The sequence below is a fragment of the Motiliproteus sp. SC1-56 genome, assembly GCF_017309075.1.
Taxonomy (GTDB): Bacteria; Pseudomonadota; Gammaproteobacteria; order Pseudomonadales; family Balneatricaceae; genus Motiliproteus.
In genome coordinates this window covers 158194-174101 of the sequence record NZ_JAEMGS010000006.1, presented here as the reverse complement: position 1 = coordinate 174101, position 15908 = coordinate 158194, and the positions used below count along the sequence as shown (strand labels likewise).

Here is a 15908-nt window from a genome sequence, read left to right as displayed (position 1 = left end):
AGGCTGCTATCCTTAAGCAGACGGTGCCAACGAGGTTTTCACGGGGGCTCTATGGAATATTACGATGTTCAGCTCGGTTACCAGATGGGCGCGCTTAAAGAGGCGATTATCGAACCGGGCAGCCGCGGCAATGGCTGGGTGATCCTGTTTAGGGATGTGGATGACAGCCTCTCGCCGCTGACCAATGCGGGCCAAGCCCGCATTTTCCATAACCTGGATAATGCCACCCGCCTCGCCAAGGACCTGGGCTTCAGGCGGGTATCCGTGCTGGAACATTTCTGAGCGTTACTGCCCCTTCCAGACCGGTTCGCGTTTATTGAGAAAGGCGTCGATGCCTTCCCGGGCATCGTCGCTGTCCATGTTGCAGCACATCACATCGCTACAATGGGCATAGGCCTGAGACAGCGGCTCTTCGAGTTGCTGGTAGAAAGCTTCTTTGCCCAGACGAATCGCGTGGGGAGATTTACCGGCGATTTTGGCGGCCAGCCCCAGGGTTACCTCGTCCACCACCTCCTCGGGTGCGGTCTGGTTGATCAGGCCGATCTCACAGGCGCGCCGGGCGTCCACCATCTCGCCAGTTAACAGCATTTCCATCGCCTGCTTGCGGGCGATGGCCCGGCTCAAGGCAACCATTGGGGTGGAGCAGAACAGCCCGATATTGACCCCGGGCGTGGCGAAGCGCGCGGTGTCGGTGGCCACCGCCAGATCGCAGGTGGCCACCAACTGGCAACCGGCTGCCGTGGCGATGCCCTGCACCTGGGCGATCACCGGCTGGGGCTGTCGGGTGATTTGCAGCATCAACCGCGAGCAGGTTTCGAAGGTTCGCCGGTGGAACTCGGGATCGTCGTTGCCGCTCATCTGGCGCAGGTCGTGACCGGCGCAAAACCCCCTCCCGGCCCCCTTGAGGATGATCACATGTACTTCCCGGTCTTCGGCCAGCCCTTGTAGCCGTGCAAGCAGCGCCTCCATCAGTTCAATGGAGAGGGCGTTGTAGGCATCGGGTCGGTTGAGGGTCAGGGTGGCTACAGTCGCTTCTATGTTCTGCAGCACCAGGGGCGCGGCTTGATCGGGCATTTCATGCTCCTTTTTTGTTGTTGGCTTGGCAGCAGTATACCTGCCAATGGCCAAGCTGGAAGCGGCAAACCCTCAATCGCCACCGGCGTTCGTGGTACCCTCGCCCGGTGAAGTCAAAGAGCGCCGTTTGATGAAAATTATTCTTGCACCGATGGAGGGGGTGGTGGACGCGCTGATGCGTGACCTGCTTACCCGCATCGGTGGAATTGACCGTTGTGTCACCGAATTCGTCCGTGTATCGGACCGGGAGCTACCGAACCGGGTCTTCTATCGCCTCGCGCCGGAGTTGCGCCGGGGTAGCCGAACCCCGGCTGGTACGCCGGTCCACGTGCAGTTGCTGGGCAGCGACCCCGAGTTGCTGGCGGCCAATGCGGCCCGTGCCGTGCGTCTCGGTGCGTTGGGTATTGATCTCAACTTCGGCTGCCCGGCCAAGACCGTCAACCGCAGCCAGGGCGGCGCCATCCTGTTGCAAGACCCCGGGCGGATCTACGCCATTGTCTGCGCTGTGCGCCGGGCTGTCCCTGAGGGGGTGGGTTTCAGCGCCAAGATGCGCCTGGGCTACGAGGACGATGGGTTGTCGGTGGCCAATGCCCAGGCGATGGTGGCCGGCGGAGTGGAGGAACTTTGTGTCCACGGGCGCACCAAGCGCGAGGGCTACCGCCCGCCTGCCCGCTGGCACGCAATCGACCGGGTGCGGCAGGCTGTCGCGGTGCCGGTCATCGCCAACGGGGATATCTGGAGCCCGGCGGATGCCGTGCGCTGCCAGGCGCAATCGGGCTGTCGCGATCTGATGCTGGGGCGGGGATTGCTGTCCCGTCCGGGGCTAGCGCAGCAGATTAAAGGTTCGCAAGCGCCCCTGGCTTGGGAGACACTGCAACCCTGGATTTCAGAGTACTTCGAACGCCTGTCCGATGAGTTGGCGCCCCGCTATGCCCCGGGGCGCATCAAACAGTGGCTGGCCTACCTGCGGCGGCATTATCCTGAGGCCGCGCTGTTGTTCGAACAGATAAAGCGGGAAACCCGGAACGATCTGATTCAGCAGCAGTTGGCGGCACTACCGCTCGGGGAAAGCGCCAGCGCTTAGGTTTTACGGCTCCGGAGCAGGACGAATTTGGGGTTGCTGGCGACGGTCTGGCAATTGCCGAAGAGCTTTTTCAGCTTGAGGTGGTAACCCAGGTGGCGGTTGCCGATCACCCAGAGCTCCCCCCCGGCGCGCAGACAGTCCCGGGATTGGCGGAACATGCGCCAGGCGATATGGTCTCCGATGGTCTGCTGCTGGTGAAAAGGGGGATTGTTCAGGATCAAATCCTGCGAGTCGGCGGGGGTTTCGTCGAGGCAGTTGCCGGCGACGAAGGTGGCGCTGCGGCTGTCGCCGAAGGCGCGGTGGAAGTTTTCCCGGGCGCTGGCGACAGCCATAAAGGATTCGTCCACGAAGTGCAGCCGTGCCCTGGGATTGGCTTGGGCGGCGAGCAACCCGACCACGCCGTTACCGCATCCCAGGTCGAGGATATCGTTAAAGCGCGGGCTGCTTGGCAGGTGTTGCAGCAGGAGGCGGGTACCGATATCCAGCTTTTCCCGGGAAAACACGTTGGCGTGGTTAAGAAGGGTGTAGGGCGTGCCCTGAAGCGGGTATTGGGTCGGATAGGGCGGGGGGGCTACGGCCCGTGACAGATCCGGTTCGATAAACAGCAGGCGGGCTTTCTTGCGCGCCAGCGACGGTGTGGTCGGCCCCAGGATGCGTTGCATCAATTCGGCTGCCGACGCCGGCAGGTGCTTGATCATGGCCCCTGCAATAACTTGGGTTTGCGGCGTCAGGCAGGGGCGTAACCGGTGCAGCTGGTCTTCGAGCAGGGCGAGGGTCTTGGGTATCTTGATCAGCACCAGATCCAGGGGGCCCCGGGGGGTGTCGAGGCTGCTCAGCAGCTTCACTGAGCTCGGATCTAGCCCGTTGTGGCGCAGATTGGCCTCGGTGCCCCGCCAGGCCAACACCGAGTCCGACTGCATCTGCGGATGCCAGGCGTGAAGCGCGGTGGTCAGTGCGCCAAAACTGTCATTGAGGATCAGGGTAGCGGGTGGCTCACTCGGCGCCGGTTGCTCGGCCAGGTGGTGAAGAATCAGTTCGTCGGCGGCATCCCAGGCGCGGAGCGGATCGCGGGCCTGAAGCGGGTAACGGCTGAGCTGGAACTGCCCTTGGGCGGCCTGAAGAAGCTCGGTCATGGGTTAACCTGTTGCGGGGTATCGGCGAGGCGCAGGCGACGGCGCAGTGCGCGTGACAGGGCGTCGATACAGAGATTGAGCAGTGCGGTCATGAGAATCAGTAAAAAAGCCTGGTCGAACCTTAGCGCCTCGAACGCCGAGTCGATATAAAAACCCAGCGTGTACACCCCAAGGATACCGAGAATCGCGGTCTCCCGCATGATCACCTCCCAGCGGTAGAAGAGGAAGGCCAGGAACGGGCGGTAGATTCGAGGCAGCACCTCGTAGAAGTAGCGCCCGGACCCCGGACCGGGTAGGAGCGGTTTCAGGCTGTCGCTCTGGCGGCCAATAAGGTGAGCGATGATGGCTCCATTGTGCAGCGCCAGGGCCAGAATGGCGGGCAACATCGAAGGGCCCAGCACCAGCAGGAACACGAACGCCAGAATCAGCTCCGGGATGGTGCGCAGTACAATCAGCAGTGCATTGCCCAGGCTGCGACCGGGAAGGCGGAAAAACAGGCGTGACACCAGCGGAAAGAGGCCCAGGGCCAACAATCCGCTGCCGACCAGCGCCACCAGGCTTAAGATCAGGGTGTTGGCGGCGCCGAGCAGTGCATGTTCGCCCAGTGGCGTCAGCCAGCGTCCCAGCGACGAGAGGGTTTGCGAACCCCACTCGCCACGTAATGGGGCCGGCACTAGGTCCCAGGTTACAAAATGAACCCACAGCTCTGAAGAGAAGTGGAGGCTCCAGGGCAGCCATCCGATCGCTGCCAGCAGATAAACGGGTAGCAGGGGCAGCCGCATCCACAGCCGAATGGACGCCACCATCAGGAAGAACAGGTACAGCAGGGCGGCCGCCTGGGAATAGAGCCCCTGGTTGAATGCTGTTTCCAGGTGAAAACCCAGGGTGGGCAGCCCGATAAAGCCCAGCACTGCACTGGAGCGGATGGCGCATTCGAGCCGATAGAGGCTGTAGTGCTTGAGATTCTGAAAGGCCCGGGGCAGGCGGGCGTAGACAAACCCTGACAGCCAGCCGGTGGCCGGCGGCAGGCACCGCCAGGGGCGCTGGTCGCTCTCTTCGAGGATCTCCGCGTAGACCTTGGCGAAAATGCCTGTATAGGGAAGGGCGATGGCCAGCACCCCGGTGAGGGTGGAGAGCCCGAAAACCTGCAGGAACAGCAGTGCCCAGAAAATTTCGTGAATGGCGCGGACGAAGGCGCAGGTCTGGCGCACCCCCGGCCAGTGAAAGACCAGGGCCAGCAGGAAACCGGCGCCATTGCCGATTACCACGCCCACCAGGGCAAAGGCGAGGGTGTTGAGCAGTGCCTTGCCCAACTCCTCGGTAGCCAGAAAGTCCGGCGTCAGCAGGCCGATGCCGATGCGGGCCAGCTCGCCCCAGGGCTCGCTGGTAACGACTTCGATATCGGTGAATAAAAGGCCCAGGCAGGCCAGCAGGACGAAACCGAAACTGAGGCGTTTAAGCCGGCGCCCGGTGTTATTGCTTGCCCCGCTCACTGCTCGTAGACGCGGGCCAGGTCGGCAAGGCTCAGCTCAGCGCTGGGTGCGTCGAGCACGATCTTGCCGTCCCGGAGTCCGATCAACCGGTCAAAGTGCTGCAGCGCTGCGGCCTGGTCATGGAGGGCCACCACCACGGTCTCGTGACGGCGGTTGATCAGTGCCAGTAGGCGCTCTGCCTGAAATTCGTCGACCGCCGAAACCGGTTCATCGCCGATAAAAATGGGGCTGGCGCGGTAAAGTGCGCGACCGAGCGCCACTCGCTGGCGCTGTCCCCCTGATAGCTGATCCACGGAGCTGTCCAGTTGGGGTTCCAGCCCGAGTTCCGCGGCCAGGTTGAAAATGGCTTCCCGGTCACGACGACGGGGCCGGACCAGGTTCAGCAGGTTATACCAAAAGCCATGTTGGTCCAGCCTGCCCATAAAAATGTTGTGGTAGACACTGAGCTCGGGTACCAGGCCCAGCTGCTGGGGGCAGAGTGCTGCATGCTCGCAAACCAGACTGTAAAGGCGCTTGAGCAAGGTGGTTTTACCGACCCCGCTCTCGCCGATCAGTGCGACCTTCTCGCCCGCGGCGATGCTCAGGTCGAGGTCTCTAAGGACCGGGTCGGGTCCATACCCGACCTGTTCTTCGCGCAGCTGAATAAGGGGTGTGCAAACCATGGAGGCGCTTCACAGGGCGATGCCGACCGCCGTTCAATCAACCAGACCGAGTTCCCGGGCCACCGCCTCAATCGGCTGGTAATCCGCATTACGTGCGGGAATGAATCCCGAGCGAGGGAAAGCGGCCAGCAGTGCCGGATCATCCATCTCCAGCAGGGCGCGTGTTACTTTGGCTTTAAAGCCTTCCCCCCAGGTGGCGTCGACATCGCCGCGGATGGTCCACTGGTAATCAGGGTAGGGTGGGGTTTTCCAGATGACTTTCACCTTGTCGGTGTCGATCCGGCCTTCCTTTAGCTCCCGTTCCCAAACTTTGAAATTGACCGCGCCAAGGTCATAGGCGCCGGACTGGACCAGCGCGATGGTGCGACTGTGATCCCCACTGAATCCCACGCGATGGAACCAATCCTGAGGCGCTTTACTCAGCTGCTGGCGAAGGTGGAACTCGGGCATCAACCGGCCCGAGGTGGAGCCTTTGGAGCCAAAGGCAAAACTGAGGTCTCCCGAAAGGGTGGAGAGGTCCTCGGTTGGCTCGAGGCCGGTTCGGGTATTGGCGATAAAATAGGTTTGGAATGACCGGTCTTCTTCCCCTTGGGCGATCGCTTCTGAAGCCGGAACCAGCTGGCGGGCGCGAACGCCGGAGAGACCACCGAACCAGGCCAGCTGGACCTGGTTATTGCGAAATGCGCCGACGGCCGCAGCGTATGACTTAACAGGAACATAGGCAACGTCGGTGCCCAGGCGCTGCGAGAGGTAATCCGCCACTTGTCCGAACCGGGTGCGCAGTAACGTTTCATCCTGGTCGGGGATTGCGGTAAAGGTAAAGGTGGCGGCGTGACCGTTGAGGGATAAGCACAGTAACAGGGGTAAGAAGCGACGAAAGAACATGGGAGCAGACCTAATTCAAAGGGAGCCTTATTGTAGGGATATGATGGGGATAAACAAGCCGAGACCTAGGATCCTTAAGGGGGGAGCTTAAGGATAGGAGTAGAACGGCTGTTCTCTAAACTGCGCAGTTAATAGTAAAAATAGGAAGTTTTCCTAGAGCTTTGAAAGCGAATCCAGTCCATGATGGAGCTGTGCAACACGGAAACAGAAGGATCTGACACTGGAACGGACCGCCGGTGTAAGTTGCAGCAAAGGACAATAGAGAGACCGCTCAACTAGGATGCTGGGCGGTCTTTTTTTGTTCTCACCACTCCCCCTCCGCGAACCCCGGCACCACGAATCATGCAGGCTTGCAGCGAGTTTCCACAGATATTGTGGATAACTGTGTGGGCAAGTTATTGGTAAGGCCCTCGCACCCCCTTGGAGTCGCTCTTGGTCTCTGTTTGGTTAAAATTTAACCAAACAGAATAAAGTATTTAAAAACAATATCATACGGCTTGCTTGAGTTTTATCAATGGTTGGTTTTGTGGCGCTGCCTGACTCTCTCCCTCTATAAAATCAGGTGTGAATAATCGTCAGCCATGTCAAGCGGGTTGGGGGCGTAGCGGTCGCTCTTTTCAATGGCTGGGTTTCGGGAGCAGGAGTGGCTGGCGAGAGTCGCTATAATGCGACTTTACAGTCGTGTGAATGGGATCCGGATAGATGATCAATTGTCTTTTAGCCCGCCTCGGGGGCTTTATTGTTCTTGCATTTGTGGTGCTGGCCCCGGCTCGGGGGGCAGAAATATCGGTGTCCGGTCGGGCCCATCTGCAGGTGCCGGCCGACCAGGCGGTGTTTGATCTGAGGGTGGAGCGCAGTGCGCCCCAGGCGGAAACGGCGTTGGCGGCGAATAATCAGGTGATGGAAGCGGTACGTAAGGCGCTTGCGGCGGCCGGGCTGGGTGAAAGCGAGCAGGCCACCAGTGGGTTTTCGATACGGCCTCAGTGGTCGCACCGCCCTCCGGGGGCGGCTGCGGATTGGAAGCCCACGATTGCAGGTTATGTGGTGGTCAACCAGCTGACGGTGACAACCGCCAGGCTGGACCAGGTCGGTGTCTGGATTCAGGCGGCTGTAGATGCCGGGGCGAACGGCGTGGGGCGTCTGCGCTATACGCTGGCGGACAGCGGGGCGGCCCGGACGCGAGCGATTGGTAAGGCCGTAGAAGATGCCAAACGACAGGCACAGGCGGCCAGTGACGCGGCGGGTCTGGGGCTGGGGGAGATTCGTTCGCTGGTGATAAACGGTCCTTCAGGCCCGGTTGTGCCGATCGCGCGTGAGGCCGCGATCCAGTCGATGAGCGCACCGGCAGGCCCCGCGCTCAGTGCCGCGCAAGTGGAGGTGAGCGCCCAGGTTCAGCTAGTGTATGAGGCGCAACCGTAAGCGAACCCCAAGGGGCGGGTTCTTTTACCGGTGACCCTGGGCTTCACGCTCGCTGTGCCTGCAGTGGGCACGGCGCGAGTATATACTGTTGTGTTCAAGAATAATCATAACAAGCACATGGAGCGAAGCATGGCGTATCAACACATTCAGGTTCCTGCCGAAGGTGAAAAAATAACCAGTAACGCCGATGGGTCCCTTAACGTGCCGGACAAGCCGATCGTACCTTACATTGAAGGGGACGGAATCGGCTGCGACGTTACCCCGCCGATGATCGAGGTGGTAGATGCCGCGGTAGAAAAAGCCTATGGCCCGGGGCGTCAGATACAGTGGATGGAAGTTTACGCTGGGGAGAAAGCCACCGAAGTCTACGACGCTGATACTTGGATGCCTGAGGAGACGCTGGAGGCCTTCAAGGCGTTTTGCGTAGGGATCAAGGGGCCGCTGACGACCCCTGTCGGGGGCGGTATCCGATCGCTCAATGTGGCGTTACGGCAAGAGCTGGATCTCTACGTTTGTCAGCGGCCGGTGCAGTGGTTTACCGGCGTCCCGAGCCCTGTCCGCAATCCCGCGGATGTCGACATGTGCATTTTCAGGGAGAACTCTGAGGATATCTACGCCGGCGTTGAATGGAAGGCCGGCAGCGCCGAGGCGGACAAGGTGATCAGGTTCCTGAAGGAGGAGATGGGGGTTACCAAGATTCGCTTTGAGCAAAATTGCGGCATCGGTGTTAAGCCCGTTTCGCAGGAAGGGACCAAACGGCTGGTGCGTAAGGCGATCCAGTACGCCATTGACAACGACAAGCCGTCTGTGACCCTGGTGCACAAGGGCAACATCATGAAATTCACCGAGGGGGCCTTCAAGGACTGGGGGTATGAGGTGGCGCGGGACGAGTTTGGCGCCGAGTTACTGGACGGCGGGCCTTGGTGCGCGTTTAAGAATCCAAAGACCGGAAGCCAGGTTGTGATCAAAGACGTGATTGCCGACGCGATGCTGCAACAGATCCTGCTGCGTCCGGCGGAATATTCGGTGATTGCAACCTTGAACCTCAACGGTGATTATCTTTCCGATGCCCTGGCCGCCGAAGTCGGTGGCATTGGGATTGCTCCCGGTGCCAACCTCAGCGACGAGGTTGCTATCTTTGAGGCCACTCACGGGACCGCCCCCAAGTACGCTGGCCAGGACAAGGTGAATCCTGGGTCGTTGATTCTGTCGGCGGAAATGATGCTTCGGCATTTGGGCTGGGTGGAGGCTGCCGACCTGATCCTGAAGGGGATGGCCGGTGCGATCGCCAACAAAACCGTGACCTATGATTTTGAACGCTTGATGGACGGCGCCACCTTGCTCTCCTCTTCTGCATTCGGCAAGGCAGTGATCGAAAATATGTAACTCCCTTGCATGTAAGGCATTAGCGCTTACCTGCAGCAACCAAAAAACCAGCCTGTTCGGCTGGTTTTTTGGTTGGGTGGGGGCTTTTTGGTTGGCGTTCTGGTTTTTTGGGGCTGTTAGGCGTCGTGGTAGGGCTTGCTACCCTCGGCCGGGCGGATGTTCACCGCGTGCGTCCCCTTGGGACCGGGGCTGGTATCAAATTCCACCGGCTGTCCGGCCTTGAGGGTTTTGTAACCGTCCATCTGGATAGCAGAGTAGTGTGCGAACAGATCCTCGTCGCACACATCTGAAAGAATGAACCCATATCCCTTGGCGTTGTTGAACCACTTCACTTTCCCTGAATGCATATAAAACTCCTTTAGTACTGCAGCAACAGATGTGAGCTTGCGCTCGGTACGGTCTAAGAAATTTTGGTCCCGTCCCCCAGGATTTTCAACTACGCGGTTTCGTCAAATGTAAAATATTTGTAAATTGGAACGCCCGTTTGGGGCGGGGTGGCGTTGCAAACAGGCACGAGTTTTCTAGGCTTAGGGAGAGATGCGTTGTCCAGCAGGGTGCGTCCAGTTTTAGGGGGCGTTATCATAACCGGTAGACGACGTTGATAGGTTGTAAAGATGACAGAGTGGACCCTGATCAAGTGTGGCCCGCAGGGGGCTCCGGAGGAAAGTGGGGGGGTGGCGACCCAGCAAGCCAAGCCCAAGCTGAAGCCGCCCTCGATGTACAAAGTGATCCTGCTTAACGATGACTATACTCCGATGGAGTTTGTGGTGGAGGTGCTGAAAGTTTTCTTTGCCATGGGCCAGGAAAAAGCGACCCAGGTCATGCTGGCAGTGCATACTCAGGGCAAGGGTGTCTGCGGCATTTTTCCGCGGGACATAGCGGAAACTAAAGCCGCGCAAGTGAATCAATATGCAAGAGAAAACCAGCACCCCCTCCTCTGCGAAGTGGATAAGGCGTAGTAAACGGTACTGTGAGGCTGTAAGTCGTGCTTAACAAAGAACTAGAAATGACGCTTAGCGTGGCGTTCCAGGAAGCCCGGGACAAACGCCACGAGTTTATGACAGTCGAGCATTTGCTGCTGGCGCTGCTGAGCAACCAGTCGGCGGTCGATGTGTTGCGCGCCTGTGGTATCGATATTGACAAGTTACGGGCTAACCTCAACGCCTTTGTGGAGTCGACTACCCCCCTCATTCCCGCCGACGATATTGAGAGAGACACCCAGCCGACCCTCGGTTTTCAACGGGTGCTGCAACGGGCTGTTTTTCATGTGCAGTCCTCCGGCCGGGAGGAGGTGACCGGTGCCAACGTGCTGGTGGCGATTTTCAGCGAACAGGAGAGTCAGGCGGTCTACGCCCTCAATCAGCAGGGCATCGAGCGCATCGATGTAATCAACTACATCTCTCACGGCATTTCCAAGGTAGTGGACAATTCTCACGCCCATGACGATGACGAGCCGCAGGTCGAGAGCGATTTGGAGGAGGGGCAGGAATCCAGCCCGCTGAGCCAATATGCCATCAACCTCAATGAGCTGGCGGCCACCGGGCGCATTGATCCGCTGGTGGGTCGCCAGGCCGAAGTGGAGCGGGTGATTCAGATTCTGTCCCGGCGGCGCAAGAACAACCCGCTGCTGGTAGGTGAAGCCGGGGTGGGCAAAACGGCGATCGCTGAGGGGCTGGCCAAACTGATTATCGAAGGGGAAGTGCCGGAGGTTGTCGCCAACAGTGTGGTTTACTCCTTGGATATGGGTGCGCTGCTGGCAGGTACCAAGTACCGGGGGGATTTCGAAAAACGTTTGAAAGGGTTGTTGGCCGAGATCAGCAAAAAAGAGGGAAGCGTTCTCTTTATCGATGAAATACATACCATCATCGGTGCAGGCGCTGCCTCGGGCGGGGCGATGGACGCCTCGAACCTGCTGAAGCCGCTGCTCAGTACCGGCGAGCTGCGCTGCATCGGTTCAACCACATTTCAGGAGTTTCGAGGAATATTCGAGAAGGACCGGGCATTGGCTCGTCGTTTCCAGAAAATCGATGTGCTCGAGCCCAGCGTCGATGAGACCTATCAAATCCTCAAGGGGTTAAAGTCGCGCTTTGAGGACCACCACAAGCTGACGTACACCGATGAGGCCCTGAAGGCGGCATCAGAACTGGCCGATCGCTACATCAACGACAAGCATATGCCGGACAAGGCGATCGATGTTGTCGATGAGGCTGGGGCCTACCAGCAGCTGAAATCCGACGAGGTGCGAAAAGAAACCATCGATGTGCCGGAAATCGAGGACATTGTCGCCAAGATCGCGCGGATTCCCCCTAAGAGCGTATCCGCATCCGATAAAAAGGCGCTGGCCAAGCTGGAAGAGAACTTGAAGATGGTGGTCTTTGGGCAGGATGAGGCTATTTCCACCTTGGCGGCGGCGATCAAGCTTTCCCGGGCCGGTCTAAACGAGCCACAGAAACCGGTCGGTTCATTCCTGTTTGCTGGTCCGACAGGGGTGGGGAAAACCGAAGTCACCAGCCAGCTGGCGACGATTCTGGGTATCGAGCTGGTGCGCTTTGACATGTCCGAATACATGGAGCGGCACACCGTTTCCCGGCTTATCGGGGCGCCCCCGGGCTACGTGGGATATGACCAGGGTGGCCTGCTGACCGAGGCGGTCACCAAGACCCCCCATTGCGTGCTGTTGCTGGACGAGATTGAGAAGGCTCATCCCGAGGTATACAACTTGCTGCTGCAAGTGATGGATAACGGCACGCTTACCGACAATAACGGGCGCAAAGCTGATTTTCGTAACGTAATCCTGGTGATGACCACCAACGCGGGGGCCGAGGAGATCGCTCGGCGTTCCATCGGCTTCAGTCATCAGGACCATAGTTCCGATGGGATGGAAGCCATTCGCAAGATGTTCACGCCCGAGTTCCGCAACCGTCTGGACGCAATCATTCAGTTCAAGTCCCTGGATATGAAGGTGATCGAGGGCGTGGTCGACAAGTTTCTCACCCAGTTGCAGGCCCAGCTTGATGACAAGCGGGTGCACCTGGACGTGGATGCGAAAGCTCGTCACTGGTTGGCTGAGCACGGTTACGACGACAAGATGGGTGCGCGCCCAATGGCACGGCTGATCCAGGAGCAGATCAAAAAGCCACTGGCCGAGCAGGTGCTGTTCGGGGTGCTTGCCGAGAAGGGAGGGGTGGTTGTTGTAACCGAGCAGGACGGAAAACTGGAGTTCGTCTTCGAGGCAGCCTGAAGGCTACCTCGCCTCTGAGACCGCCGGCCGGGTGCCGGCGGTTAGCGGGAGCGGTAGACGATGCGCCCTTTGGAGAGATCGTAGGGGGTCAGCTCAACTTTGACTTTGTCGCCGGTTAGAATACGGATGTAGTTTTTACGCATCTTGCCAGAGATGTGGGCCGTGACCACGTGGCCGTTTTCGAGCTCTACCCGGAACATGGTATTAGGAAGCGTGTCGACGATGACCCCTTCCATTTCGATGCAATCTTCTTTTGCCATTCAGGGGTTACCTCTGATGCCATTGACTCTAGGGATTTGCTAAGGCGCGGTATTTTGCCGTATTTAGCGCAGTTTCGCAAAGTCTTTTGAACCTATTTCGCTCCCTAGTCACCACAGTGAACCCATTGTCCGTTAATGAGCAGCTGGATGGGGCGGTAGTTGGTCTTGTAGGCCATTTTCTGGCAGCCCCGAATCCAGTAACCCAGGTAGAGAAACGGGTGGTTATGCTCACGGGTGATCTCGATCTGGCGCAGAATCGCGTACTGACCGAGGCTGCGGTGTGCCATTTCAGGTTCAAAAAAGGTGTAAATAGCCGACAAGCCCTGGTCGAGCTGGTCCATCACGGCTACAGCCACCAGTCGCTCATGGTGATGCAACTGATAGAAGCGCGTGTGGTGGTTGGAGCGGATCAGAAAAGAGTCGAACTGCTCGGGGCTGGGCGGGTACATATCGCCATCGGCGTGACGTGCTGTGATGTAGCGCCGATAGAGCTGGTAGAGCTCCTCTGAGAAGTGCGGTTCGGAAATGCGCATTTCCAAGTCTTGGTTGCGGCGCAATACTCGCCGTTGTCCACGGTTGGGGCGGAACAGGTTCACCGGAATGCGTGCAGAAATACAGGCGCTACAGCCTTCGCAGTGGGGGCGGTAAATATGCGGGCCGCTGCGACGAAAGCCCAGGTCAGAAAGCAGGCTGTAATTGCACTGATCGAGTTCCGCCGAGGGGTCGACAAAAAGCGTCTTGGCCTGGCGCCTGGGCAGGTAACTGCAGGGGTGCTCTGGAGTGGCGTAAAATTGCAGTTCGCGCAGATCGGTCACGGTGCTGGGTGCCCCTCCGGGGCTCTTTATTCAAATGCCCATGCGTGCTCGGCGGGGGCATCCACTTCCCGGTTCAAAATTTCCAAAAAATGCTTGCGGGGGATTTCCGTGGCCCCCAGTGATGCCAGGTGGTCGCTGTAAACTTGGCAATCAATCAAATGATAACCCCAGAGGCGCAATTGTTCGACCAATCGTACCAGTGCGATTTTCGAAGCGTCGCGGCCGCGGCTGAACATGGATTCACCAAAAAACAGGCGGCCCATGGCCAGCCCGTAGAGGCCGCCGACGAGGTTATCCCCCATCCAGACTTCCACCGAATGGGCAATGCCGCGACGGTGCAGTTCAGTGTAAGCCTGTGTCATCTGGGTCGTGATCCAGGTGCTTTCGCTGTCCTGGCGCGGCTGTGCGCAGGCGCCGATGACCTCAGTGAACGCGGAATCGAGAGTGACCCTGTAATCCCCGCGCCGCAGCCTTTTGCGTAGGCTGCGGGAGATGTGCATTTGCTCCGGAAACAACACGCAGCGCGGGTCTGGGCTCCACCAGAGGATCGGCTGCTGGTCGTCAAACCAGGGAAAAATGCCGCCTCTGTAGGCTTCGATAAGGCGTGCTGGCGTTAGGTCTCCGCCGGCGGCCAGCAGCCCGTTGGGATCGTCCAGCGCCCGGGAGGCGGGGGGGAAATCGGTGCCTCCCGGGCTGAGCCAGGGGATGGAGGTCATAGGTGGGGTGATCCCTGCCTGGTCGCTGTCAGGCCTCCTGGTCGTCCAGGAAGCGCTCGGCGTCGAGGGCGGCCATGCAGCCGAATCCGGCTGAGGTGACCGCCTGACGGTATACCTGGTCGGCGACGTCGCCGGCGGCGAAGACACCCGGAATGCTGGTTTGGGTGGCATTCCCCTGGAGGCCGCTGTTGATCGTCAGGTAGCCGTTATTCATCTCCAGTTGCCCGTCGAAAATGTCCGTGTTGGGCTTGTGGCCGATGGCCACAAAAACGCCCATGGTGTCGATGACCCGGGTTTCTCCGCTCTGGGTGTCGCGCACCCGGACGCCGGTGACCCCCATTTCGTCACCGAGGACTTCCTCAACGACGTGGTTCCAGGCCATGTTGATGTTGCCGTTCTCGACCTTTTCCTGCAGCTTCTGCTGCAGGATTTTTTCCGCCCGCAGGCTGTCGCGACGATGGATCAGGGTTACCTCGGAGGCGATGTTGGACAGATAGAGCGCCTCTTCCACGGCGGTGTTGCCGCCTCCGATGACCACGACTTTTTGGTTGCGATAGAAGAATCCGTCGCAGGTGGCGCAGGCGCTTACTCCCTTGCCTTTGAAGGCTTCTTCGGAATCAAGCCCCAGGTACTGCGCCGACGCGCCGGTGGCGATGATCAGTGCATCGCAGGTGTAGGTGCCGCTGTCGCCCTGCAGGCGGAACGGACGTTCCTTGAGCGCCACTTCGTTGATGTGGTCGAACTGGATCTCGGTCTCGAAACGCTCGGCATGGCGCTGCATCCGCTGCATCAGCTCCGGGCCCTGTACCCCCTCGTCGTCCCCGGGCCAGTTGTCCACATCGGTGGTGGTGGTGAGCTGGCCGCCTGCCTGCATGCCGGTGATCAGCAGCGGCTTGAGGTTGGCGCGGGCAGCGTAGACGGCTGCGGTGTAACCGGCCGGGCCGGAGCCCAGGATGATCAAGCGGGAGTGCTTAGTGTCGCTCATGGTCTCTCTCGAACTGAAAGGTGGGGTTTGTGCAATTGCGATATCTTAAAGCAAAAGCAGGCTCGGGTAACAGGTCCAGCAGCGGCACTCCGCTGAAATAGTCCCCGTCCTGAATTATGGCGGTGCGAGAGAGGTCGTGAATATGGTATTTTCCCCTTTTTCTAATGAACTTGGAGAAGCGCAGTTTGAGCAGCACCGAGCGGGAAGTCTTTATTCGATTCCTGGCGCGTATCGCCAAAGAGGGGCTCTTGATCCTGCTGGTGGGCTTTTGCGCCTTCCTGCTCCTGTCTCTGGCGACGTTTGACGCCCGGGACCCCGGTTGGTCCCACCTGGGTTATGGCGGCGGGGTCGAGAACGCCGCCGGCTACAGCGGCGCTTGGTTGGCCGATTTCTGCTTCTCCATGTTGGGTTACCTGAGTTTCGTTGTGCCGCTGATGTTCGGGTATCGGGCGGTGATGTTCCTGCGCCGACGGGGGCAGGGGCTGGAGGTGATGCTGCCATACCTGTTCTTACGCACTCTGGGAGCGGCGCTTTTGCTCCTGGCCGGCGCGGCCCTGGCCAGCCTGCACGTCGCCAGGGGATGGTTTGAATTGCCTTTCTCCGCCGGCGGCATGGTCGGGTTGAGTTTGGCTGATCTGAGCGTCAACCTGTTCAGTCTTCCCGGCGGTACCCTGGTGCTGATGGTGGTCTTGCTGCTGGGCATCACCCTCTTTACCGACCTCTCCTGGACGGTGCTGGCTGACCGTATTGGTCAG

General features: G+C 59.4%; 16 protein-coding genes and 1 pseudogene. 7 read left to right on the top strand and 10 right to left on the bottom strand.

Going from position 1 to position 15908, the window contains the following annotated elements:
* Positions 1–51 precede the first annotated feature (51 nt).
* A complete protein-coding gene (locus JGZ97_RS08630; protein WP_207062213.1) occupies positions 52–282 on the top strand; it encodes a hypothetical protein in 231 nt (76 codons plus the stop codon).
* Positions 283–285: 3 nt separating this feature from the next.
* On the opposite strand, the gene JGZ97_RS08625 is transcribed toward JGZ97_RS08630, so the two are convergent.
* Complete coding sequence (locus tag JGZ97_RS08625) at positions 286–1074, bottom strand: enoyl-CoA hydratase (protein ID WP_207062212.1); 789 nt, start codon at positions 1072–1074, stop codon at positions 286–288.
* 130 nt (positions 1075–1204) lie between these two features.
* On the opposite strand from JGZ97_RS08625, the gene JGZ97_RS08620 reads away from it, so the two are divergent.
* The gene (locus JGZ97_RS08620) at positions 1205–2158 is read left to right on the top strand and encodes a tRNA-dihydrouridine synthase (protein WP_242521626.1); all 954 of its coding nucleotides are present in this window, start codon (positions 1205–1207) and stop codon (positions 2156–2158) included.
* On the opposite strand, the gene JGZ97_RS08615 is transcribed toward JGZ97_RS08620, so the two are convergent.
* Genes JGZ97_RS08615 through JGZ97_RS08600 form a run of 4 tightly spaced genes read right to left on the bottom strand, consistent with a single transcriptional unit; the run spans position 2155 to position 6331 of the window.
* A complete protein-coding gene (locus JGZ97_RS08615; protein ID WP_207062211.1) occupies positions 2155–3291 on the bottom strand; it encodes a methyltransferase in 1137 nt (378 codons plus the stop codon). The two genes, JGZ97_RS08620 and JGZ97_RS08615, sit on opposite strands and share 4 nt — an antisense overlap.
* A complete protein-coding gene (locus tag JGZ97_RS08610; RefSeq protein ID WP_207062210.1) occupies positions 3288–4784 on the bottom strand; it encodes an ABC transporter permease subunit in 1497 nt (498 codons plus the stop codon). The genes JGZ97_RS08615 and JGZ97_RS08610 overlap by 4 nt, the downstream gene beginning before the upstream one ends.
* Positions 4781–5446 (bottom strand): ATP-binding cassette domain-containing protein, encoded by a 666-nt coding sequence (locus JGZ97_RS08605; protein ID WP_207062209.1) that lies wholly within the window; start codon positions 5444–5446, stop codon positions 4781–4783. The genes JGZ97_RS08610 and JGZ97_RS08605 overlap by 4 nt, the downstream gene beginning before the upstream one ends.
* A gap of 33 nt (positions 5447–5479) precedes the next feature.
* Positions 5480–6331: a putative selenate ABC transporter substrate-binding protein gene (locus JGZ97_RS08600; protein WP_207062208.1), complete on the bottom strand. Its 852-nt coding sequence runs from the start codon at positions 6329–6331 to the stop codon at positions 5480–5482.
* Between the two features lie 702 nt (positions 6332–7033).
* Between JGZ97_RS08600 and JGZ97_RS08595 the strand changes: the two genes are divergently transcribed.
* The gene (locus JGZ97_RS08595) at positions 7034–7750 is read left to right on the top strand and encodes an SIMPL domain-containing protein (RefSeq protein ID WP_207062207.1); all 717 of its coding nucleotides are present in this window, start codon (positions 7034–7036) and stop codon (positions 7748–7750) included.
* A gap of 129 nt (positions 7751–7879) precedes the next feature.
* Positions 7880–9136 carry an NADP-dependent isocitrate dehydrogenase gene (gene icd, locus JGZ97_RS08590; protein WP_207062206.1) on the top strand — a complete coding sequence of 419 codons (1257 nt, stop codon included), beginning with the start codon at positions 7880–7882 and terminating at the stop codon, positions 9134–9136.
* Between the two features lie 116 nt (positions 9137–9252).
* On the opposite strand, the gene cspD is transcribed toward icd, so the two are convergent.
* A complete protein-coding gene (cspD, locus tag JGZ97_RS08585) occupies positions 9253–9483 on the bottom strand; it encodes a cold shock domain-containing protein CspD (RefSeq protein WP_207062205.1) in 231 nt (76 codons plus the stop codon).
* Positions 9484–9750: 267 nt separating this feature from the next.
* Here cspD and clpS point away from each other — a divergent pair, with 267 nt between their 5' ends.
* Positions 9751–10095, top strand: a complete 345-nt coding sequence (gene clpS, locus JGZ97_RS08580) for an ATP-dependent Clp protease adapter ClpS (RefSeq protein WP_207062204.1) — start codon at positions 9751–9753, stop codon at positions 10093–10095.
* A gap of 26 nt (positions 10096–10121) precedes the next feature.
* Positions 10122–12377 (top strand): ATP-dependent Clp protease ATP-binding subunit ClpA, encoded by a 2256-nt coding sequence (gene clpA / locus JGZ97_RS08575; RefSeq protein ID WP_207062203.1) that lies wholly within the window; start codon positions 10122–10124, stop codon positions 12375–12377.
* A 41-nt stretch (positions 12378–12418) separates the two neighbouring features.
* On the opposite strand, the gene infA is transcribed toward clpA, so the two are convergent.
* The 4 genes from infA to trxB form a co-directional block, all read right to left on the bottom strand.
* Complete coding sequence (gene infA, locus JGZ97_RS08570; protein ID WP_207062202.1) at positions 12419–12637, bottom strand: translation initiation factor IF-1; 219 nt, start codon at positions 12635–12637, stop codon at positions 12419–12421.
* A 104-nt stretch (positions 12638–12741) separates the two neighbouring features.
* Positions 12742–13452, bottom strand: coding sequence for an arginyltransferase (locus JGZ97_RS08565; RefSeq protein ID WP_207062201.1), 711 nt, complete (start codon positions 13450–13452; stop codon positions 12742–12744).
* A gap of 26 nt (positions 13453–13478) precedes the next feature.
* Positions 13479–14168 carry a leucyl/phenylalanyl-tRNA--protein transferase gene (gene aat / locus JGZ97_RS08560; RefSeq protein ID WP_207062200.1) on the bottom strand — a complete coding sequence of 230 codons (690 nt, stop codon included), beginning with the start codon at positions 14166–14168 and terminating at the stop codon, positions 13479–13481.
* 28 nt (positions 14169–14196) lie between these two features.
* The gene (gene trxB / locus JGZ97_RS08555) at positions 14197–15153 is read right to left on the bottom strand and encodes a thioredoxin-disulfide reductase (protein WP_207062199.1); all 957 of its coding nucleotides are present in this window, start codon (positions 15151–15153) and stop codon (positions 14197–14199) included.
* Positions 15154–15317: 164 nt separating this feature from the next.
* On the opposite strand from trxB, the pseudogene JGZ97_RS18475 reads away from it, so the two are divergent.
* A pseudogene (locus tag JGZ97_RS18475) lies at positions 15318–15893 on the top strand (DNA translocase FtsK 4TM domain-containing protein); the annotation flags it as partial.
* Positions 15894–15908: the final 15 nt, after the last annotated feature.

Bases quoted from the DNA above. Each gene is read 5' to 3' on its own strand.
- JGZ97_RS08630 (WP_207062213.1), top strand. From the start codon at position 52: ATGGAATATTACGATGTTCAGCTCGGTTACCAGATGGGCGCGCTTAAA.
- JGZ97_RS08625 (WP_207062212.1), bottom strand. From the start codon at position 1,074: ATGCCCGATCAAGCCGCGCCCCTGGTGCTGCAGAACATAGAAGCGACT.
- JGZ97_RS08620 (WP_242521626.1), top strand. From the start codon at position 1,205: ATGAAAATTATTCTTGCACCGATGGAGGGGGTGGTGGACGCGCTGATG.
- JGZ97_RS08615 (WP_207062211.1), bottom strand. From the start codon at position 3,291: ATGACCGAGCTTCTTCAGGCCGCCCAAGGGCAGTTCCAGCTCAGCCGT.
- JGZ97_RS08605 (WP_207062209.1), bottom strand. From the start codon at position 5,446: ATGGTTTGCACACCCCTTATTCAGCTGCGCGAAGAACAGGTCGGGTAT.
- JGZ97_RS08600 (WP_207062208.1), bottom strand. From the start codon at position 6,331: ATGTTCTTTCGTCGCTTCTTACCCCTGTTACTGTGCTTATCCCTCAAC.
- JGZ97_RS08595 (WP_207062207.1), top strand. From the start codon at position 7,034: ATGATCAATTGTCTTTTAGCCCGCCTCGGGGGCTTTATTGTTCTTGCA.
- icd (WP_207062206.1), top strand. From the start codon at position 7,880: ATGGCGTATCAACACATTCAGGTTCCTGCCGAAGGTGAAAAAATAACC.
- cspD (WP_207062205.1), bottom strand. From the start codon at position 9,483: ATGCATTCAGGGAAAGTGAAGTGGTTCAACAACGCCAAGGGATATGGG.
- clpS (WP_207062204.1), top strand. From the start codon at position 9,751: ATGACAGAGTGGACCCTGATCAAGTGTGGCCCGCAGGGGGCTCCGGAG.
- infA (WP_207062202.1), bottom strand. From the start codon at position 12,637: ATGGCAAAAGAAGATTGCATCGAAATGGAAGGGGTCATCGTCGACACG.
- aat (WP_207062200.1), bottom strand. From the start codon at position 14,168: ATGACCTCCATCCCCTGGCTCAGCCCGGGAGGCACCGATTTCCCCCCC.
- trxB (WP_207062199.1), bottom strand. From the start codon at position 15,153: ATGAGCGACACTAAGCACTCCCGCTTGATCATCCTGGGCTCCGGCCCG.